General features: G+C 62.3%; 18 protein-coding genes. 4 read left to right on the top strand and 14 right to left on the bottom strand.

Annotated features, from left to right (window positions below):
• Nucleotides 1–7: 7 nt before the first annotated feature.
• From ACNFIC_RS20950 to ACNFIC_RS20905, 10 genes are all read right to left on the bottom strand, one after another.
• Nucleotides 8–568 carry a helix-turn-helix domain-containing protein gene (locus tag ACNFIC_RS20950; protein ID WP_138221048.1) on the bottom strand — a complete coding sequence of 187 codons (561 nt, stop codon included), beginning with the start codon at nt 566–568 and terminating at the stop codon, nt 8–10.
• Nucleotides 561–689 carry a hypothetical protein gene (locus tag ACNFIC_RS20945; RefSeq protein ID WP_416781834.1) on the bottom strand — a complete coding sequence of 43 codons (129 nt, stop codon included), beginning with the start codon at nt 687–689 and terminating at the stop codon, nt 561–563. The genes ACNFIC_RS20950 and ACNFIC_RS20945 overlap by 8 nt, the downstream gene beginning before the upstream one ends.
• A 119-nt stretch (nt 690–808) precedes the next feature.
• Nucleotides 809–2752, bottom strand: a complete 1944-nt coding sequence (locus ACNFIC_RS20940) for a DNA topoisomerase III (protein ID WP_138221049.1) — start codon at nt 2750–2752, stop codon at nt 809–811.
• A 202-nt stretch (nt 2753–2954) separates the two neighbouring features.
• Nucleotides 2955–3392 (bottom strand): GNAT family N-acetyltransferase, encoded by a 438-nt coding sequence (locus tag ACNFIC_RS20935; protein WP_138221050.1) that lies wholly within the window; start codon nt 3390–3392, stop codon nt 2955–2957.
• The gene (locus tag ACNFIC_RS20930) at nt 3382–4551 is read right to left on the bottom strand and encodes a cupin domain-containing protein (protein WP_138221051.1); all 1170 of its coding nucleotides are present in this window, start codon (nt 4549–4551) and stop codon (nt 3382–3384) included. The genes ACNFIC_RS20935 and ACNFIC_RS20930 overlap by 11 nt, the downstream gene beginning before the upstream one ends.
• 81 nt (nt 4552–4632) lie before the next feature.
• The gene (purB, locus tag ACNFIC_RS20925; protein ID WP_416781832.1) at nt 4633–6003 is read right to left on the bottom strand and encodes an adenylosuccinate lyase; all 1371 of its coding nucleotides are present in this window, start codon (nt 6001–6003) and stop codon (nt 4633–4635) included.
• A 203-nt stretch (nt 6004–6206) separates the two neighbouring features.
• Nucleotides 6207–6833, bottom strand: a complete 627-nt coding sequence (gene hflD / locus ACNFIC_RS20920; RefSeq protein WP_138221053.1) for a high frequency lysogenization protein HflD — start codon at nt 6831–6833, stop codon at nt 6207–6209.
• Nucleotides 6830–7954 carry a tRNA 2-thiouridine(34) synthase MnmA gene (mnmA, locus tag ACNFIC_RS20915; RefSeq protein WP_416781831.1) on the bottom strand — a complete coding sequence of 375 codons (1125 nt, stop codon included), beginning with the start codon at nt 7952–7954 and terminating at the stop codon, nt 6830–6832. Before mnmA ends, hflD begins: the two co-directional genes overlap by 4 nt.
• Nucleotides 7955–8012: 58 nt before the next feature.
• Complete coding sequence (locus ACNFIC_RS20910; RefSeq protein ID WP_416781830.1) at nt 8013–8453, bottom strand: NUDIX hydrolase; 441 nt, start codon at nt 8451–8453, stop codon at nt 8013–8015.
• A 120-nt stretch (nt 8454–8573) separates the two neighbouring features.
• Nucleotides 8574–10799 carry an NADP-dependent isocitrate dehydrogenase gene (locus ACNFIC_RS20905; RefSeq protein ID WP_138221056.1) on the bottom strand — a complete coding sequence of 742 codons (2226 nt, stop codon included), beginning with the start codon at nt 10797–10799 and terminating at the stop codon, nt 8574–8576.
• A 540-nt stretch (nt 10800–11339) separates the two neighbouring features.
• Here ACNFIC_RS20905 and icd point away from each other — a divergent pair.
• Entirely contained in the window at nt 11340–12596 is a 1257-nt protein-coding gene (gene icd, locus ACNFIC_RS20900) for an NADP-dependent isocitrate dehydrogenase (RefSeq protein WP_138221057.1), read from the top strand.
• 66 nt (nt 12597–12662) lie between these two features.
• Here the strand turns inward: icd and cspD are convergent, their stop codons facing one another.
• Nucleotides 12663–12923, bottom strand: coding sequence for a cold shock domain-containing protein CspD (gene cspD / locus ACNFIC_RS20895; RefSeq protein ID WP_138221058.1), 261 nt, complete (start codon nt 12921–12923; stop codon nt 12663–12665).
• A gap of 230 nt (nt 12924–13153) precedes the next feature.
• Here cspD and clpS point away from each other — a divergent pair, with 230 nt between their 5' ends.
• The gene (gene clpS, locus ACNFIC_RS20890) at nt 13154–13528 is read left to right on the top strand and encodes an ATP-dependent Clp protease adapter ClpS (RefSeq protein ID WP_138221059.1); all 375 of its coding nucleotides are present in this window, start codon (nt 13154–13156) and stop codon (nt 13526–13528) included.
• 30 nt (nt 13529–13558) lie between these two features.
• Nucleotides 13559–15829, top strand: coding sequence for an ATP-dependent Clp protease ATP-binding subunit ClpA (gene clpA / locus ACNFIC_RS20885; protein WP_138221060.1), 2271 nt, complete (start codon nt 13559–13561; stop codon nt 15827–15829).
• A 110-nt stretch (nt 15830–15939) separates the two neighbouring features.
• Here the strand turns inward: clpA and infA are convergent, their stop codons facing one another.
• The 3 genes from infA to aat all read right to left on the bottom strand — a co-directional run bounded on the left by infA (nt 15940) and on the right by aat (nt 17711).
• Complete coding sequence (gene infA, locus ACNFIC_RS20880; RefSeq protein WP_002553999.1) at nt 15940–16158, bottom strand: translation initiation factor IF-1; 219 nt, start codon at nt 16156–16158, stop codon at nt 15940–15942.
• Nucleotides 16159–16261: 103 nt separating this feature from the next.
• The gene (locus ACNFIC_RS20875; protein WP_138221061.1) at nt 16262–16969 is read right to left on the bottom strand and encodes an arginyltransferase; all 708 of its coding nucleotides are present in this window, start codon (nt 16967–16969) and stop codon (nt 16262–16264) included.
• Nucleotides 16970–17030: 61 nt separating this feature from the next.
• The gene (aat, locus tag ACNFIC_RS20870) at nt 17031–17711 is read right to left on the bottom strand and encodes a leucyl/phenylalanyl-tRNA--protein transferase (protein WP_138221062.1); all 681 of its coding nucleotides are present in this window, start codon (nt 17709–17711) and stop codon (nt 17031–17033) included.
• 352 nt (nt 17712–18063) lie between these two features.
• On the opposite strand from aat, the gene ACNFIC_RS20865 reads away from it, so the two are divergent.
• Nucleotides 18064–20499 (top strand): DNA translocase FtsK, encoded by a 2436-nt coding sequence (locus ACNFIC_RS20865; protein WP_138221063.1) that lies wholly within the window; start codon nt 18064–18066, stop codon nt 20497–20499.
• Nucleotides 20500–20560 lie beyond the last annotated feature (61 nt).

Below are 20560 nucleotides of genomic sequence, written 5' to 3'. Positions count from 1 at the left end.
AATGCTCTTAGCGGAAGACCCAGAGAACCCGGGTCGCCTGGTCGGTCAGGTTGGCATAGCGGAACTGGCTGTGCGGCGGTAGCTGGAAACTGTCATTGGCGCGCAGGGTGACGGCGCCCTCATGGCCTTCGCGCCACAGGGTCAACTCGCCTTCCAGTACGAAACCACCCTGTTCGGAGCTGTCGTCCAAATGCCCTTCGCCGCTGCTGGCGCCGGGCGCCAGGTGGCTTTCGAGCATGGCGAAGCGGCCATTGAGGGTGGGCGAGACCAGTACGTCGGTCACGCCGGCGGCGTAGTACAGGGTGCGTCGTTCGCCGGGGCGGGTGACCCAGTCGAGGGCGTGGGGCGTAGTCGCCTGATAGAAATAGGTGGTGGGAACGTGCAGCGCTTCGCTGATGGCGGTGAGATCGGCCACGGTGGGGCGCGACAGGCCGCGCTCGACCTGCGACAGAAAACCCAGCGAGCGGTTGACCCGTCCGGCCAGCTCGTCCAGGGTCAGGCCGCGATGCTTGCGCAGATCGCGTACCAGCCGGGCCAGCAGTTGTGCGTCCTTGCTCGGATCAGACATGCTCGCGAATCCTGCACCAGGCCTTGGCCGCCGCCTCCCAGGGTGCGGCTAGCAAGTTGCGGCCGGCCGGTAACGCCTGGACGCCGTAGCTGGCGACGTGTTGGGCATACTGCTTGGACATGTCGAAGCCTCGTGAAATTCGCTCTGCCTATTTTCATGAAAAATTAGCAGAAGAATTTCATTGCGCCAGTCGCGGTCGGTTTGCGGCCTATCACGATTTGATCTGGCGCAGCATTCAGCTCAACTGGCGGCCTTGCGCCTGGGTTGTTTCGGTTTGCCCGTTGGCTTGCCTTTGGCGGCGGCTTTGCGCTTTTTCTTCCATGGCGCGGCGGCCTTGCCCAACACCTGCCCGGTGATGGTCAGGCGCATGCCGGCGCAGCGTTGCACCAGCTTGCCCATCCACGCCGATTGCCGGGTGACGAATTCATCAAGACTCATGTCGCCGCTTTGCACCATGTCCAGTGCCTGCTCCCAGATCGCGGTAGTGCCCGGATCGGCGATGGCCCGAGGCACCGCGTCGATCAGGCCGAAAGCCGCTGGGGTCGCGCTCAGGGCCTTGCCCTGCTTGACCAGGTAACCCCGGTCGAGCAGGCCTTGAATGATGCTGGCGCGGGTGGCTTCGGTGCCGATGCCGGTGGTTTCCTTGAGCTTCTGCTTGAGTCGCGGGTCGTCGACCAGTTTGGCGACGTTTTTCATGGCCTTGATCAGGTCACCTTCGGTAAACGGCTTGGGTGGCTGGGTCCACAGGTCCTTGAGTTGCAATCCGTGCACCGCGCAGTCTTGCCCCTGGCGTAGCTCAGGCAGGACCTGAGGCGCGGGGGCTTCGCGGCCTTTGGCCGGTGTCAGCGCCTCGGGCAGGGCGCGACGCCAGCCGGGCTCGACGATCTGCTTGCCTACCGCGCGCAGGGCATGCCCGGCGCAATCGAAGTCGGCCTGGGTGCGGTCGTACTCGTGGTTGGGCAGAAACTGCGCCAGGTAGCGCGCGCGGATCAGGGTATACACCGCCTTGTACTTAGGCGGCAGGCGTGCTGGGTCGCTGGCGGCGGCGGTGGGGATGATGCCGTGGTGGGCACTGACTTTCTGATCGTTCCAGGCCCGCGAGCGGCGCTCGGGTTGCAGGTAAGGTTGCAACGGCGCAAGGCTGGCGTCGGCTCGCTGCAAGGCGTTGAGAATACCGGGCGCCTCGCCGTGCTGGCTCAAGGGCAGGTAGCCGCTGTCGCTGCGCGGGTAGGTGATGAGCTTGTGAGTCTCGTACAGCGCCTGGGCGATATCGAGGGTTTCCTGGGCGCCCAGGCCGAGCTTCTTCGAACACACCTCTTGTAGCGTGCCAAGGTCGAAAGGCAGTGGCGCAGCCTCGCGTACACGTTCAGTGGCCACCTGGCTCACCTGCGCGCTGCCCGCCCTCTGCATGTCTTGGGCGGCCTGTTGGGCTTGGGCCTGGTTCAGGCAGCGGCCTTGGTCATCGCAGGTGTCTTGTGGTGCGTGCCATTGGGCACAGAACATGTGCCCCGCGCTGTGCAACTGGACCTCGATGGCCCAGAACGGCACCGGCACGAAGTCGGCGATGCTGCGGTCGCGGTCGACCACCAGGCGCAGCGTGGGGGTTTGTACCCGGCCTACCGGCAGCACGCCCTGATAGCCGGATTGGCGGCCCAGCAGGGTGAACAACCGGCTCATGTTCATGCCGATCAGCCAGTCGGCGCGCGAGCGGCCCAGTGCCGAGTGATAAAGGTTGAAGGTTTCCTGCCCGGGTAGCAGGCGGGCAAGGGCCTTGCGGATCGAGGCGTCGTCCAGGGCCGAGAGCCACAGGCGCTGGATCGGGCCGCGGTAGCGACAATGTTCAACCAGTTCGCGGGCGATCATCTCGCCTTCGCGGTCGGCGTCGGTGGCGATCACCAGTTCTCGCGCCTCACCCAGCAGACGCTTGACCGCCTTGTATTGGCTGGCGGTCTTGGGCTTGACGGTCATCTTCCATTTATCGGGGATGATCGGCAGGTCTTCGAGGGTCCAGCGCTTGTAGCGCTCGTCATAGCTATCGGGCGGGGCGGTTTCGAGCAGGTGGCCGATGCACCAGGTAACGCAGAGGTCCGGGCCTTGCCAGCAGCCGTCACCTCGGCGGTTGGCGCCGAGTACCTTGGCGATGTCTTTGGCCTGGGAAGGCTTTTCGCAGAGAAAAAGGCGCATGGCGCGAAGAGGATTCATTCTTTGAGGTGCGCACTAGGATGCGCAACCGAAGACGTGCAGGCAAGCTTTATCTGTATGTATGTACAGGTTTTTTTGTCAGCGTTTCTGACAGGGGCCGCTCGGGCTGGGGAAACACTAGCGTGCTGGGGGGGCAGCTGCCGCTCCCTCGCGTCTCGGGCGGGGGAGCGGCGGATTCAGCCGGTCAGATGACCTCGCGGGAATCGCGCACCATGTCGACATGCGGGATGCCAGCTTCGAGGAACTCCTCGCTGACCACCCGGAAACCCAGGCGCTCGTAGAACGGCGTGGCATGGACTTGGGCGCTGAGCATCTGCTGCTTGAGGTCGCGATGTTGCGCCTCGCTGATGGCCGCGCGCATCAGCGCATCGCCCACGTGCAGGCCGCGCCAGTCCTTGAGGACCGACACCCGGCCAATAGTACCGTCGGGCAGCAGGCGCGCGGTGCCGATGGGATAGTCGCCTTCCATTGCCAGGAAGTGCACGGCGGTGGGGTCTTCGGCGTCGAACTCAAGCTCCGGCGGCACGTGCTGCTCGGCAACGAACACAGCGCTGCGGATACGGTGGATGTCGGCGTTGTCCTTGTGCCAGTCCGCCAGGCGAACGCTGATCTTATTCGTCATTGGCAAACCCCAGGCTTCCTTGCTTGATGAGCTGGCAGATCAGCGTCAGACCTTCTTCATCGGCTATCCACTTGCTCAGGTTTTCGATGTGCAGGGCGTCAGCGGCGCAGATCAGCTTCAGCAGCGGGCGCAGGTGACCCGACAGCAGGCGGCTCTGGCCGCTGGCGAACAACAACAGGTCATCTTCGACCTCCGACCAAGCCATGCGCGCGCTTGGATTGCGGATCAGGATGGCGCCTTGCTCAAGGCTGTCGCGCAGCTCTTCTTCGCTCAGGGCTTCGCCGGTTACCAGCTCAGGGTAGCGCGGCTCAGTCATGAACTGGCCGAACCAGGTCAGCAGCAGGTCCTTGTCGTTCATGTGCTTGTCGATCAGCGCCTTGAGGCGGTCCAGGGCATCGTGCTGGATCTGGTGCGGATCGGCCGCAGGCGTGGCGTCGGCGTCGCTGTAGCGCTCTTCGTCGGGCAGGAACTGGCTGAGGAAGTCGGTGAAGTGGGTCAGTACCTCGGCAGCACTCGGAGCGCGGAAGCCGACCGAATAGGTCAGGCACTCGTCTTCGGCGATACCGTAGTGGGCCAGGCGCGGTGGCAGGTAGAGCATGTCGCCTGGCTCCAAGGTCCACTCTTCGCTCTGTTGGAAGTCGGCCAGGATGCGCAGGTCGGCGTGGTCGATCAGGGCGCTGTCGCTGTCGCACATCTGACCGACTTTCCAGGTACGCGTGCCGTCGCCTTGCAGCAGGAACACGTCGTAGTTGTCGAAGTGCGGGCCGACGCTGCCACCGGGGGCGGCGTAGCTGATCATCACGTCGTCGATACGCCAGCTGGGCAGGAAGCGGAACTCTTCGAGCAGTTCGGCCACTTCCGGGACGAACTGATCCACCGCCTGGACCAGCAGGGTCCAGTCACGTTCGGGCAGGTCGGCAAAGGCATCTTCGGCGAACGGACCGCGACGCAGTTCCCACGGACGCTCGCCGTGTTCGAGCACCAGGCGCGATTCGACCTCTTCCTCCAGCGCCAGGCCTGCCAGCTCGTCGGCATCGATGGGGCTGACGAAGTCGGGGAACGCTTGGCGTACCAGCAGCGGCTTTTTCTGCCAGTAGTCGCGCAGGAATTCACGGGCCGTCAGGCCGCCCAGCAGTTGCAGTGGAGTATCAGAATTCATGTTCAACCTATTGAAAAAACTTAGTTTTCGTACGGGAATAAAAACGCCCGGCGAGGCCGGGCGTTGTACGCGACGGGTCGCTTAGATGCGTTTGGCCTGAGCCACTGCGTTGCCGATGTAGGTCGCAGGCGTCAATTGCTTGAGTTCTGCCTTGGCCTCGGCCGGCATGTCCAGGCCGTCGATGAAGGTCAGCAGCGCTTCAGGGGTGATGCCCTTGCCACGGGTCAGCTCCTTGAGCTTCTCGTAGGGGTTCTCGATGTTGAAGCGGCGCATTACCGTCTGGATCGGCTCTGCGAGGACTTCCCAGCAAGCGTCCAGGTCGGCGGCGATACGGGCGGCGTTGACTTCCAGCTTGCCGATGCCCTTGAGGCTGGCTTCGTAGGCAATGACGCTGTGAGCGAAGCCCACGCCCAGGTTACGCAGCACGGTGGAGTCGGTCAGGTCACGCTGCCAGCGGGAGATTGGCAGCTTGCTGGCAAGGTGCTGGAACAGTGCGTTGGCGATGCCTAAGTTGCCTTCGGAGTTCTCGAAGTCGATCGGGTTGACCTTGTGCGGCATGGTCGAGGAGCCGATTTCGCCGGCAACGGTCTTCTGTTTGAAGTAGCCCAGCGAGATGTAGCCCCAGACATCGCGGTCGAAGTCGATGAGGATGGTGTTGAAGCGGGCGATCGCATCGAACAGCTCGGCGATGTAGTCGTGCGGCTCGATCTGGGTGGTGTACGGGTTGAATTGCAGGCCCAGCTCGTCCTCGATGAAGGCACGTGCGTTGGCTTCCCAGTCGATCTGCGAGTAGGCCGACAGGTGGGCGTTGTAGTTACCGACGGCACCGTTGATCTTGCCCAGCAGCGGCACGGCGGCCACTTGGGCGATCTGGCGCTCCAGGCGATAGACCACGTTGGCCAGCTCTTTACCCAGGGTGGTCGGCGAAGCCGGTTGGCCGTGGGTGCGCGACAGCATTGGCACGTCGGCATGCTGGTGAGCCAGGGCGCGGATGGACTCGGCGATCTGGCGCATCAGCGGCAGCAGCACGTCGTCACGGCCAGCGCGCAGCATCAGGGCGTGGGACAGGTTGTTGATGTCCTCGCTGGTGCAGGCGAAGTGGATGAACTCGCTGACCTTGGCCAGCTCAGGCAGTTGCGCAGCCTGCTCCTTGAGCAGGTACTCGATGGCCTTGACGTCGTGGTTGGTGGTGCGCTCGATCTCTTTGACGCGTTCGGCGTGCTCGAGCTTGAAGTCAGTGGCCAGGCTGTCCAGCACGGCGTTGGCTTCGGCGCTGAAGGCCGGCACTTCGCCGATTTGCGGGTGGGCGGCCAGGCGCTGCAGCCAGCGTACTTCGACCAGGGCGCGGAAACGGATCAGACCGAATTCGCTGAAAATGGGGCGCAGGGCCTGGGTTTTGCCGGCGTAACGGCCGTCTACAGGGGAAACCGCAGTGAGCGAAGAAAGCTGCATGGGGTGTTCTCGGACAGTCAGGCTTTTGGAAGGGCGCATATCATACATGAAAAATGCGCCGGAGTCGGGTGGCTGACCAAAGGTCAGCCCGTGCAGGAGCGGTCTCGCGTGGCGAAAGGGCCCAGGATCTTGGTCGCGGCATCTATGGTCGGGACCGCTTCGCGCGCCTTTCGCGGCACAAGGCCGCTCCTACAGGTTTTGCGTCAATCAGCTGTGCGCATCATGCCGTACAGTTCTTTGAGCAGCTTGCGTCGGTTGAACACCAACTGCCAGCGGTGTCCGCCCAGTTGCCGCCAGAGGCGCGCGGCGCGAATACCGGCGAGCAGCAGGGCGCGGATTTTCGAGGCGTTGCTGGCCTGTTGCAGGAAGCGCATGTCGCCGTGCACCTGGATACGCTGGCGCAGGGTGCTCAGGGTGTCCTGGTACAAGGCTCCACTGGAAGCGATGACATTATCGTGAACCAGGCCGAAGTGCTCGGCCTGGGACTGGATCTGCGGCAGGCGGTTGCCGATGGTGTCGAGCAGGTCGCCGCGCTTGTTCAGCTGGCGCTCCAGGCCCAGCATCGACAGCGCGTAGCGCAGCGGCTCGCGTTGCAGGCTGCTGGGGTCGCGCTCTAAGGCGCCGACCAGCGCGCGGTAGCCGTCGCGCAGGTTGAGGTCGTCGCCGCCGAATACCTCGAGGGTATCCTTGGGGTCGCGCACCAGCAGGCTGCCGAGCATGCAGCCAATGTTGGCCTCGCTGGCCTGGCCGGTGCGGGCGATACGGTCCACCAGCACGGCAGCCTGGAACACGCCGCCCAGGGCGATCAGTTGCTCCTGCACGGTATTCATGGGCGCGGGCTCCACGGCTCGGCGACTTCGATTACACCGCCGCCCAGGCACACTTCGCCGTCGTAGAACACCACGGACTGGCCGGGCGTGACCGCGCGCTGCGGCTCGTCGAACACCGCGCGGTAGCCGCTGTCGGTTTGCTCCAGGGTGCAGTGCTGGTCGCCTTGGCGGTAGCGCACCTTGGCCGTGAGTCGGCGCGGGCTGGACAGGTCAATCGGGTTGACCCAGAAAATCTCCGAGGCCAGCAGGGCGCGGGAGAACAGCCACGGGTGCTCGTTACCCTGGCCGACCACCAGCACGTTGCGGGTCAGGTCTTTGTGCAGCACGTACCACGGCTCATCGCTGGCGTCCTTGAGGCCGCCGATGCCCAGGCCCTGGCGCTGACCGATGGTGTGGTACATCAGGCCATGGTGGCGGCCGATTACCTCTCCGTCGGTGGTTTCGATGTTGCCAGGCTGGGCGGGCAGGTACTGCTTGAGGAAGTCACTGAAGCGGCGCTCGCCGATGAAGCAAATCCCGGTGGAGTCTTTCTTCTTGGCGGTGGCCAGGCCGTGTTTTTCGGCGATGGCGCGGACCTCGGGTTTTTCCAGCTCACCTACCGGGAACAGGGTACGGGCGATTTCCTTGCCGCCAACGGCGTGCAGGAAGTAGCTCTGGTCCTTGTTCGGGTCCAGGCCCTTGAGCAGTTCGGTGAGTGCGCCGGTGTCGCGGCGGCGTACGTAATGGCCAGTGGCGATCAGGTCGGCGCCCAGCGACATGGCGTAGTCGAGGAACGCCTTGAACTTGATTTCGCGGTTGCAGAGGATGTCCGGGTTGGGCGTGCGGCCGGCTTTGTACTCTTCGAGGAAATGCTCGAACACGTTATCCCAGTATTCTGCGGCGAAGTTGGCGGTGTGCAGCTTGATGCCGATACGGTCGCACACGGCCTGAGCGTCGGCCAGGTCTTCGCGGGCGGTGCAGTATTCGGTGCCGTCGTCCTCTTCCCAGTTCTTCATGAACAGCCCTTCCACCTGGTAGCCCTGCTCCATGAGCAGAAGGGCGGAGACGGAAGAGTCCACGCCGCCGGACATGCCGACGATGACGCGGGTCTTGGCGGGGTCTTTGAGTGCTGGGCTGGTCATGGTTACCGGTGTGTATCAGGGGGAAAAGCGCGGATTCTAGCAAACCCGCAGCGTGGCGTCAGTCGCGTAGCAGTGTGAGGCTGTGCAGCGGACCTGCCAGGTAATCGTCCAGGCAACGTGGCACCAGCTCGCTGCGCCAGCGCGTGGGCTCGGCCAGCAGTTCGTCGCGGGTCAGCCAGACGGCGCGCACGATGTCGCTATCCAGGGCCAGGTCCGGGTGATGGCGCAGCGGGCGGGCGGCGAAGCAGATGCGCTGGTAGGTCACGCCGTTGCTGGGGGCTGTATAGAGGTAGATGCCGACCACGCCGGTCAGTTCGACTTCCCAGGCGGTTTCTTCCAGGGTTTCGCGCAGGGCGGCCTGGGCCAGGGTTTCGTTCGCTTCGAGGTGTCCGGCCGGCTGATTGAAGACATGCTGGCCGGCCTTGAATTCTTCGACGAACAGAAACTTGCCGTCGTGCTCGACGATCGTGGCGACGGTGATGTGGGGTTGCCAGGTCATTAACAGCTCCTTCAGGGCGGATGCGGACACTGTGGGGGCGCTCGCTGCCGGAAATCAGTGATCCAGAAAGCACAAACCCCGGTGCGTGGCCGGGGTTTGTGTTGTTACTTCAAGCGAACCTTACAGTGCTGCGATGGCGCTGTTCAGGGTCTGGCTTGGACGCATCACCTTGGCGGTCAGCTCGGCGTCCGGGGCGTAGTAGCCGCCGATATCGGCCGGTTTGCCCTGAACGGCGTTGAGTTCGGCGACGATGGTCGCTTCGTTCTCGGTCAGGGTCTTGGCCAGCGGTGCGAAGCGTGCCTGCAGGGCGACGTCGTCGCTCTGAGCAGCCAGGGCTTGGGCCCAGTACAGGGTCAGGTAGAAGTGGCTGCCGCGGTTGTCGATGCCACCGACTTTGCGCGAAGGCGACTTGTTGGTGTCGAGGAACTTGCCGGTCGCCTGGTCCAGGGTGTTGGCCAGAACTTTGGCACGTGGGTTGTCGTAGGTGTTGCCCAGGTGCTCGAGCGAGGCGGCCAGAGCCAGGAATTCACCCAGCGAGTCCCAGCGCAGGAAGTTCTCTTCGACCAGCTGCTGTACGTGCTTCGGTGCCGAGCCGCCAGCACCGGTTTCGAACAAGCCGCCGCCGTTCATCAGCGGCACGATCGACAGCATCTTGGCGCTGGTGCCCAGTTCCATGATCGGGAACAGGTCGGTCAGGTAGTCGCGCAGCACGTTGCCGGTCACCGAGATGGTGTCCTTGCCTTCGCGGATGCGGGCCAGGGAGAACTTGATGGCGTCGACCGGCGCCAGAACACGGATGTCCAGGCCAGTGGTGTCGTGATCTTTCAGGTACTTCTGCACTTTCTCGATCATCACGCCGTCGTGGGCACGAGCCGGGTCCAGCCAGAACACCGCAGGCGTGTTGCTCAGGCGGGCGCGGTTGACGGCCAGCTTGACCCAATCCTGGATCGGCGCGTCCTTGGTCTGGCACATGCGGAAGATGTCGCCAGCTTCGACGTTCTGCTCCAGCACGACGTTGCCCTTGCTGTCGACCACGCGTACGACGCCGTCGGCCTTGACCTGGAAGGTCTTGTCGTGGGAGCCGTACTCTTCGGCTTTCTGCGCCATCAGGCCGACGTTCGGTACGCTGCCCATGGTGGTCGGGTCGAAGGCGCCATGCTGCTTGCAGTCTTCGATGGTGGCCTGGTAGATGCCGGCGTAGCAGCGATCTGGGATGACCGCCTTGGCGTCTTGCAGCTCACCTGCGGTGTTCCACATTTTGCCCGAGTCGCGAATCATGGCCGGCATCGAGGCGTCGACGATGACGTCGCTCGGTACGTGCAGGTTGGTGATGCCTTTGTCGGAGTTGACCATGGCCAGCGCCGGGCGTACGGCGTACAGGGCCTGGATGTCGGCTTCGATTTCGGCTTGCTTTTCAGCGGGCAGGTCTTTGATACGGGCGTACAGGTCGCCGATACCGTTGTTGGCGTTGAAGCCGACTTCGCTCAGGGCGTCTGCGTGCTTGGCCAGCACTTCGCCGTAGAACGCTTCGACGATCACGCCGAACATGATTGGGTCGGAGACCTTCATCATGGTGGCTTTCAGGTGTACCGACAGCAGTACGCCGGAGGCCTTGGCATCGGCGATCTGCTCGGCGATGAAGGCTTTCAGGGCCTTGCGGCTCATGGTGGCGCAGTCGACGACTTCGGCGGCCTTGACGGCGGTTTTTTCTTTCAGGACGGTGGTGGAACCGTCCTTGCCGACCAGTTCGATGCGCAGGCTGTCGTCAGCCTCGATCAGTGCGGCTTTCTCGCTGCCGTAGAAGTCGCCCTGGGTCATGTGGGCAACATGGGATTTGGAGTCGGCAGCCCAGGCGCCCATTTTATGTGGGTGCTTGCGTGCGTAGTTCTTGACCGACAGGGGTGCGCGGCGGTCGGAGTTACCTTCGCGCAGGACCGGGTTCACGGCGCTGCCCTTGATGCGGTCGTAGCGCGCGCGGGATTCTTTCTCTTCGGCGCTGGCCGGTTCGTCGGCATAGTCAGGGATGTTGAAGCCTTTGGCTTGCAGTTCCTTGATCGCGGCTTTGAGCTGCGGAACCGAAGCGGAGATGTTCGGCAGCTTGATGATGTTGGCTTCTGGAGTGGTGGCCAGTTGGCCCAGTTCCGCCAGGTGATCGCCTACCTGCTTCTCTGCGCCCAGATGCTCCGGGAACGCCGCGAGGATACGGCCAGCCAGGGAGATGTCGCGGGTTTCTACGGCGATGTCAGCCGAAGCGGTGAAGGCTTCGATGATCGGCAGCAGCGAGTAGGTGGCGAGGGCGGGGGCTTCGTCGGTGAAGGTGTAGATGATCTTGGAACGGGTGGGCATGCGGGTTAACTCTCTATGTGCTGAGCGTACTCGAGTCTCGAGGTGCGCAGGGTAGGCGCTTCGCCCTGGCGACGCCATGAGCGGATAGTCGAGAGGCTGCGAGCGGTGATGGTGGATGCATCAGTCGAGCGTCAAGTGCTGGGCTACGGTAACAACCCAGGCTTCTGGTCGTTCATGACCAAGGGCGAGCCGCATTTTCCAAGGGTTCGCCCCAGTGACCCTATGGTCGCGGCGCAGTATATCAAACCAAATGGCCTATTCAGCAAGGTCAAGTGCGATCACGCCATTTATAAGACCAAAGACGTAGCGACAATGTGGCGGGTTGTCGCACAGGGGCGGCGGCAAGCTTCGAGCTACGAGCGGCAAGCAGCATGGGCTGCGGGTCCGTTGGTCCTGCGAGTTTCGGGTCAGTGCAGTCGCTTGAGAGGCTTGCGAGCTGCTTGCCGCTTGCCGCCTCAAGCTTGCAGCTCGGAAAAGCTGGTTTAGGCTCATTGCAGCGCTCGATTTCCACTCACACCAGGAAAAGCGGAGTAGTGCAGCATGGGATACCAGAAGATCAAGGTTCCGACCGACGGCAGCAAGATCACCGTCAATGCGGACCATTCGCTCAATGTTCCCGACAACCCGATCATTCCCTATATCGAGGGCGATGGCATCGGCGTGGATGTCTCGCCCGTGATGATCAAGGTGGTGGACGCTGCCGTGCACAAGGCTTATGGCGGCAAGCGCAAGATCGCCTGGATGGAGGTGTACGCCGGCGAGAAAGCCACCCAAGTCTATGACCAGGACACCTGGCTACCCCAGGAAACCCTCGATGCGGTCAAGGAGTACGTGGTGTCGATCAAAGGGCCGCTGACCACGCCGGTCGGCGGCGGTATCCGCTCGCTCAACGTTGCCCTGCGCCAGCAACTGGATCTCTATGTGTGCCTGCGCCCGGTCGTGTGGTTTCAGGGCGTGCCGAGCCCGGTCAAGCAACCGGGCGATGTCGACATGGTGATCTTTCGCGAGAACTCGGAGGATATCTATGCCGGGATCGAGTGGAAGGCCGGTTCTGCCGAGGCGAACAAGGTGATCAAATTCCTCAAGGAGGAAATGGGCGTCACCAAGATCCGTTTCGACCAGGATTGCGGCATCGGTATCAAGCCCGTTTCGAAGGAGGGTACCCAGCGTCTGGTGCGCAAGGCCTTGCAGTACGTCGTCGACAACGACCGCGAATCGCTGACCCTGGTGCACAAGGGCAACATCATGAAGTTCACTGAGGGAGCCTTCAAGGACTGGGGCTACGAGGTGGCCAGGGATGAGTTCGGCGCCCAATTGCTCGACGCAGGCCCATGGATGAGGTTCAAGAATCCGAAAACCGGCCGTGAAGTGATCGTCAAGGACGCCATCGCCGATGCGATGCTTCAGCAAATCTTGCTGCGTCCGGCTGAGTACGATGTCATCGCCACGCTCAACCTCAACGGCGACTATCTGTCTGACGCGCTGGCGGCGGAGGTGGGGGGTATCGGTATCGCGCCGGGTGCCAATCTCTCCGACAGCGTGGCGATGTTCGAAGCCACCCACGGCACGGCGCCCAAATATGCCGGGCAGGACAAGGTCAATCCGGGCTCGGTGATCCTGTCGGCGGAGATGATGCTGCGGCATATGGGCTGGACCGAGGCGGCCGACCTGATCATCAAGGGGACCAACGGGGCAATTGCAGCCAAGACGGTGACCTACGATTTCGAGCGCCTTATGGAGGGCGCCACGTTGGTCGGCAGTTCAGGCTTTGGTGATGCAATGATCAAGCACATGTAGTGCACGAAAAAACCGGTCGCTGGCTGCGCCGTTGGCGACCGGTTGTTTTCTTTCAGTGCAGAGGTGTCAGGCTTTGACGGTGTCGCGCGGGCAAATGTCGGCTGCCGACTTGGCGACTTCCGTGATGCCGACCGTAATGCCTACTGCGTGCAGCCCCTTGGGTCCCTGGACAATGCTGAAGGTGACGGTCTGGCCGGCTTTGAGCGACTTGTAGCCCTCCATTTGAATCTCCGAGAAGTGGGCAAACAAGTCGTCTGTCTTGCCCTCCTCGTTGATGAATCCGTAGCCCTTGGCATTGTTGAACCACTTGACTTTGCCGCTTGCCATCCCTATGTCCCTCTGCAAGGACTCCATCACTGGAGTATCATCCACGTCATCCGCATACGAACCATGCGAGAAAATCTGGTTGACTGCGCGGATCTTTATCGCCCACGGTGGGTTCTTATTGGTTGTAACACCGTTTTGCCGATAGTCAAGGTCACCCGGCGCCCACGCCGTACAAGGCCTGAGCGGTCAACCCACAACCTTAACGTGTCGATCATGATGAAATTCTTTCCATGCATGTACTCAGTAAGATTCGACTAACATTCAATCAGGATCGCCCGCAGTCGCATGAGGACGGGCATGAGGATGACGGCGCGGGCCTTGCGGTACAGGAGGCCAAGCCGCTTCTGCAGGCGCCACCGATGTATAAGGTGGTTTTGTTCAACGATGACTACACACCGATGGATTTCGTCGTCGAAGTGCTCGAGACGTTCTTCAATCTGAACCGCGAGCTGGCAACGAAGATCATGCTGACCGTCCATACCGAAGGGCGGGCAGTATGCGGATTGTTTACCCGGGACATCGCCGAAACAAAGGCCATGCAGGTCAACCAATACGCCAGGGAAAGCCAGCATCCGCTACTCTGTGAAATCGAGAAGGACGGTTAATCGCCGACCACTTGGGTATGAGGTGAAGCTATGTTAAACCGCGAGCTCGAAGTCACCCTCAATCTGGCCTTCAAGGAGGCCCGTTCTAAGCGTCATGAGTTCATGACCGTCGAACACCTGTTGCTGGCACTCCTTGACAATGAAGCCGCCGCGACCGTTCTGCGCGCCTGTGGCGCCAACCTCGACAAGCTCAAGCACGACCTGCAAGAGTTCATCGACTCCACCACGCCGCTGATTCCCGTGCATGACGAGGATCGCGAGACGCAGCCGACGCTTGGTTTCCAGCGGGTGCTGCAGCGTGCCGTGTTCCACGTGCAGAGTTCCGGCAAGCGCGAAGTCACTGGGGCGAATGTGCTGGTGGCCATTTTCAGCGAACAGGAAAGCCAGGCCGTGTTCCTGCTCAAGCAGCAGAGCGTGGCCCGTATCGATGTGGTCAACTACATCGCTCATGGCATCAGCAAGGTGCCTGGCCATGGCCCGCATACCGAAAACGACCAGGACATGCAGGACGAGGAGGGCGGTGAGTCGTCTTCGTCGAGCAATCCGCTGGATGCCTACGCCAGCAACCTTAACGAACTGGCCCGTGCCGGACGTATCGACCCACTGGTGGGGCGTGAGCAGGAGGTCGAGCGGGTCGCGCAGATCCTGGCGCGCCGCCGCAAAAACAACCCACTGCTGGTGGGCGAGGCTGGTGTCGGCAAGACCGCCATCGCCGAAGGCCTGGCCAAGCGCATCGTCGACGGGCAAGTGCCTGATTTGTTGGCGCAGAGTGTGGTCTACTCGCTCGACCTTGGCGCGCTGCTGGCCGGTACCAAATACCGTGGCGACTTCGAGAAGCGCTTCAAGGCGCTGCTCGGCGAGTTGCGTAAGCGCCCGCAGGCGATCCTGTTCATTGACGAGATCCATACCATCATCGGTGCCGGTGCTGCGTCCGGGGGCGTGATGGATGCTTCCAACCTGCTCAAGCCGTTGCTGTCGTCCGGCGATATTCGCTGCATTGGCTCGACCACCTTCCAGGAGTTCCGTGGCATCTTCGAGAAGGACCGGGCGTTGGCGCGGCGTTTCCAGAAGGTCGACGTCACCGAGCCGTCGGTGGAAGATACCGTGGGCATCCTGCGTGGACTGAAAGGGCGTTTCGAGAGCCATCACAACATCGAGTACAGCGACGAAGCCCTGCGCGCCGCTGCCGAACTGGCCTCGCGCTACATCAACGACCGGCATATGCCGGACAAGGCCATCGACGTGATTGATGAGGCCGGCGCCTATCAGCGTTTGCAGCCCGAAGCCAGTCGCGTCAAGCGCATTGATGTGCCGCAGGTCGAAGATATTGTCGCCAAAATCGCGCGGATTCCGCCCAAGCATGTCACCAGTTCCGATAAAGAGCTGCTGCGTAACCTGGAGCGTGACCTGAAGCTGACCGTATTCGGTCAGGACGCGGCAATCGACTCGCTATCCACCGCCATCAAGTTGTCCCGTGCCGGGCTCAAGGCGCCGGACAAACCAGTCGGCTCGTTCTTGTTCGCCGGCCCTACCGGGGTGGGCAAGACCGAGGTTGCCCGTCAGTTGGCCAAGGCGCTGGGGGTGGAGTTGGTTCGCTTCGACATGTCCGAGTACATGGAGCGCCACACCGTTTCGCGCTTGATCGGTGCGCCGCCTGGCTATGTAGGGTTCGATCAGGGCGGTCTGCTGACCGAGGCGATCACCAAGCAACCGCACTGCGTATTGCTACTCGATGAAATCGAGAAGGCCCACCCGGAAGTCTTCAACTTGCTGTTGCAGGTGATGGACCACGGGACCCTGACCGACAACAACGGGCGCAAGGCCGACTTCCGTAACGTGATCCTGATCATGACCACCAACGCCGGTGCTGAAACCGCCGCGCGGGCCTCGATCGGCTTCACGCATCAGGACCACTCCTCCGATGCGATGGAAGTCATTCGCAAGAGCTTCACGCCGGAGTTCCGCAACCGTCTGGACACCATCATCCAGTTTGGTCGTCTGTCCCATGAGACGATCAAGAGCATCGTCGATAAGTTCCTCATCGAGCTGCAGGCGCAGTTGGAGGACAAGCGTGTGCTGCTGGAGGTTTCCGACGCTGCCCGTGGCTGGCTGGCGACCACCGGCTACGACGTGGCGATGGGCGCGCGGCCTATGGCGCGGTTGATCCAGGACAAGATCAAGCGGCCGTTGGCCGAGGAGATCCTGTTCGGCGAGTTGGCCGAGCATGGCGGTGTGGTGCACATCGACCTGCACGACGGCGAGCTGGTGTTCGACTACGAAACCACCGCTGAGGTGGCGTAAGGCCCAGGGTCGGGGTGCCTGCTTCCAGGTTGGGGGCGGGCGCCTGCGGCGCTGTTTCGTCCAGCCATGAAAAAGCCCGGCACTTGGCCGGGCTTTTTCATGGCTGGAGCTTAGCGCGCACGGTAGGTGATGCGGCCCTTGCTCAGGTCGTACGGCGTCAGTTCGACGCGGACCTTGTCGCCAGTCAGAATTCGGATGTAGTTCTTGCGCATCTTGCCGGAGATGTGCGCGGTAACGACGTGCCCGTTTTCCAACTCCACGCGGAACATGGTGTTGGGCAGGGTGTCGACGACAGTGCCTTCCATTTCGAAGCTGTCTTCTTTCGACATGCAGTAAAGCCCTCGGTATCCAGTGTTGGCCCGACGCGTGACTGCACCGGGCAAAAAAAGTGGCGTGAATTATGCCCGAAAATTGTGTTTCAAGCCAATGCTTTCAGTTGAGGCTGACCCAGCGTTGGTTGATCAGCAGTTCGATGGGGCGGTACTGAGTCTTGTAGTTCATTTTCTTGCAGTTCTTGATCCAGTAGCCCAGGTAGACCGCCTCCAGATCCTGGCGCAACGCTTCGGTGATTTGCCACAAGATGGCGAAACGACCCAGGCTTCGGCGCTCTTGATCAGGATCGTAGAAGGTGTAGACCGCCGACAGGCCGTTGGGCAGCAGGTCGCACACCGCTACGGCCATCAGGTGGCCTTCCAGGCGGAATTCGTAGAACCAGCAGAACGGCAAGTCGCGCACCAGGAACGTCGAAAACTGGTCGCGGCTGGGTGGGTACATGTCACCATCGGCGTGGCGCTGTTCGATGTAGCGCCGGTACAGGTCGAAGTATTCTTCTGTGAAGACGGGGCGCGCTGCGGTGACGCTGATATCGGCATTGCGCTTGAGGATGCGCCGCTGCTGGCGATTGGGGATGAAGCGCGCGGCGGGAATGCGTGCTGGCACACAGGCGTTGCAGTGCTGGCAGTGTGGGCGATAGAGGTGATCGCCGCTGCGCCGGAAACCCATTTCCGAGAGGTCAGCATAGACGTGCACGTCCATCGGCTGGCTCGGGTCGAGAAACAGCGTGGTGGCCTGCTCGTTCGGCAAGTAGCTGCAGGAGTGGGGTTGAGTGGCATAAAACTTCAACCGCGCCAGCTCTGTCATGATCAACCCCTTTTTGGGTGGGACTTTGTCTCTAAGTGTAAGCCAGCTCCGAAAAACTCGCCTAGGCAACCCAGGTGGCGGTGTTGGGCTTGTCCAGGTGCTGCGCCAGGTATTCGGCGAAGTCTGCCCGGCTGATGGCTCGGGCACCCAGGCTGTGCAGGTGATCGGTAGGCATCTGGCAGTCGATCAGCACGAAGCCTGCTTGCTTGAGATGCTCGACCAGGGTCGCGAAGCCCACCTTGGAGGCGTTGTCGGCGCGACTGAACATCGATTCCCCGAAGAACAGCTGGCCCATGGCCAGGCCATACAAGCCGCCGACCAGCTCGCCGTCCTGGCGCACTTCCACTGAATGAGCGATGCCGCGACGGTGCAGCTCGCAGTAAGCGGCGCGCATATCGTCAGTGATCCAGGTGCCGTCGGCGTAGGTGCGCGGCGCAGCGCAGGCGTCGATGACGGCGGCAAAGTCGCGGTCGAAACTGACCTGGTAGCGGCCCTGGCGCATCAGCTTGGCCAGCGAGCGTGAGACGTGCAGCTCGTGGGGCAGCAGCACGGTGCGCGGGTCTGGCGACCACCAGAGGATCGGTTGACCGTCCTGATACCACGGGAAGCAGCCATGCCGATACGCGGCGATGAGGCGCTCGGGCGTCAGGTCGCCGCCGACGGCAAGCAGGCCGTTGGGGTCGTGCAAGGCCTTTGCCAATGGTGGGAAGGTCAGTGAGTCGCGGGTCAGCCAGGTCAGCATGGGTCTTAAGCGGTGGGGGAGGGGAGGGCGACCAGCATGGCGCGTGCGCATTTCAGGGTCAATCGCCAGCAGGATCGGTTGCAGGTTGGCCTGCGAAGGCATCCGCTGTGCCGGTGTATTGATCAATCGCCAGGCACCATCTGCCGGATTTGCTGTCACACCTGTGCAAAAACACAGCATAAGCCTTTGTCACGAAAGAAAATGCGTGCTCAAATTGCAGCTATATGAAAGTAGCCCCCGTTCACGCCCCTGACGGCGTGCCGCCATGGCGGCTGGCGGGCAGTAATGTTAAAAGTAGTGATTTGTTGGCCAGTCACCGGTCAATCACTATTCGCGCAGGAATAGACGCGTTTTGAAGAAATCCACCGCAACTCCAGCTCCCTTGCCTGTGCCCCTGTGGCGGCAGCAGCTGCATTATCGCCTCAAGGAAGGCGCGCTGATCGCCGTTGGTGCGCTGTGCCTGTACCTGTGGATGGCACTGGTCACCTACGATACCTCCGACCCAGGCTTCAGCCACACGAGCAACGTCGAGCAGGTACAGAACGCCGCGGGGCGTGCCGGAGCCTACTTCGCCGACATCCTGTTCATGGTGCTCGGCTATTTCGCCTACATCTTCCCGCTGCTGCTGGCCATCAAGACCTGGCAGATTTTTCGCGAGCGGCATCAACCCTGGCAGTGGAGCGGCTGGCTGTTTTCCTGGCGGCTGATCGGCCTGGTGTTCCTGGTGTTGTCGGGGGCTGCGCTGGCGCACATTCACTTCCATCCGCCCGCGAGCATGCCGTTTTCCGCTGGCGGGGCGTTGGGCGAGAGTCTTGGCGATCTGGCACGTAGCCTGCTGAATGTGCAGGGTAGTACCCTGATGTTCATCGCCCTGTTCCTGTTCGGCCTGACGGTGTTCACCGATCTGTCCTGGTTCAAGGTGATGGACCTGACCGGCAAGATCACCCTCGACTTGTTCGAGCTGGTGCAAGGTGCGGCCAATCGCTGGTGGGAGGCGCGCAACGAGCGCAAACGCCTGGTGGCACAGCTGCGTGAAGTGGACGAGCCGATGCTGGACGTAGCGCCCATGGCCGCCGAGAAGCGCGAGCCGATCAAGCCGCAAGCACGCGAACGCGCCGTCGAGCGGGACGAACCACCGGTTCGGCCCGTGGCGCCGCGCGAGCCCGTCGTACCTCGGGTGCAGCCGGCTGCACCGGCCATCGTGCCGCCGACCCCGGCTGCCGTGGTTGAGCCGAGCAAGCGGGTGATGAAGGAAAAACAGGCGCCATTGTTCGTCGACAGCGCCGTCGAGGGCACCCTGCCGTCGATTTCTATCCTCGATCCTGCCGAGCAGAAGAAGATCGAGTACTCGCCCGAGTCGCTCGCAGGCGTCGGTCAACTGCTGGAAATCAAACTCAAGGAGTTTGGTGTCGAGGTGTCGGTGGACTCTATCCACCCGGGCCCTGTGATCACCCGTTATGAGATCCAGCCCGCCGCAGGCGTCAAGGTCAGCCGTATCGCCAACCTGGCCAAGGACTTGGCCCGTTCCCTGGCCGTGACCAGCGTGCGCGTGGTCGAGGTGATCCCCGGCAAGACCACCGTGGGGATCGAGATTCCCAACGAGAACCGCCAGATGGTGCGTTTCTCCGAAGTGCTGTCCACTCCGCAGTACGATGAGCAGAAGTCCCCGGTCACGCTCGCCTTGGGCCACGACATCGGCGGCAAGCCGGTGATCACCGACCTGGCGAAAATGCCGCACCTGCTGGTGGCCGGTACCACCGGTTCCGGTAAGTCGGTGGGCGTGAACGCCATGATCCTGTCGATCCTGTTCAAATCCGGCCCGGAAGACGCTCGGTTGATCATGATCGATCCGAAGATGCTCGAACTGTCGATCTACGAAGGCATCCCGCACCTGCTGTGCCCGGTGGTCACTGACATGAAGGACGCGGCCAACGCCCTGCGCTGGAGCGTTGCCGAGATGGAGCGGCGCTACAAGCTGATGGCGGCCATGGGTGTGCGTAACCTGGCCGGCTTCAACCGCAAGATCAAGGACGCCCAGGAGGCTGGCGAGGTCATTCACGATCCGCTGTACCGTCGCGAGAGCATGGACGACGAGCCGCCCACCCTGAAGACCCTGCCGACCATCGTGGTGGTGGTGGACGAATTCGCCGACATGATGATGATCGTCGGCAAGAAGGTCGAAGAGCTGATCGCACGTATCGCACAAAAGGCCCGTGCCGCCGGTATCCACTTGATCCTGGCTACCCAGCGTCCGTCGGTGGATGTGATCACCGGCCTGATCAAGGCCAACATCCCGACCCGCATGGCGTTCCAAGTATCGAGCAAGATCGACTCGCGGACCATCATCGACCAAGGCGGCGCCGAGCAGTTGCTGGGCCACGGTGACATGCTCTACATGCCACCGGGCACCAGCCTGCCGATCCGTGTGCACGGTGCGTTCGTCTCCGACGACGAGGTCCACCGCGTCGTCGAAGCCTGGAAACTGCGTGGCGCCCCAGACTACAACGACGATATCCTCAATGGCGTCGAGGAGGCCGGTAGCGGCTTCGAGGGCGGCGCTGGTGGCGGTGACGGTGATGACTCCGAAAGCGACGCCTTGTACGACGAAGCCGTGCAGTTCGTACTGGAAAGCCGCCGGGCGTCGATCTCGGCGGTGCAGCGCAAGCTCAAGATCGGCTACAACCGCGCCGCTCGCATGATCGAAGCCATGGAAATGGCCGGTGTAGTCACCCCCATGAACAGCAACGGCTCGCGGGAAGTGATTGCCCCTGGCGGCCCGCGCGATTGACTATTTCCCTGCCGGGTGCAACCACGGCACCCGGCCCATTCACTGTTCTACGAGGATTTCC

The sequence above is a fragment of the Pseudomonas sp. NY15463 genome (assembly GCF_048068415.1).
Taxonomy (GTDB): Bacteria; Pseudomonadota; Gammaproteobacteria; order Pseudomonadales; family Pseudomonadaceae; genus Aquipseudomonas; species Aquipseudomonas mosselii_C.
This window is presented reverse-complemented; position numbering and strand designations above follow the sequence as displayed.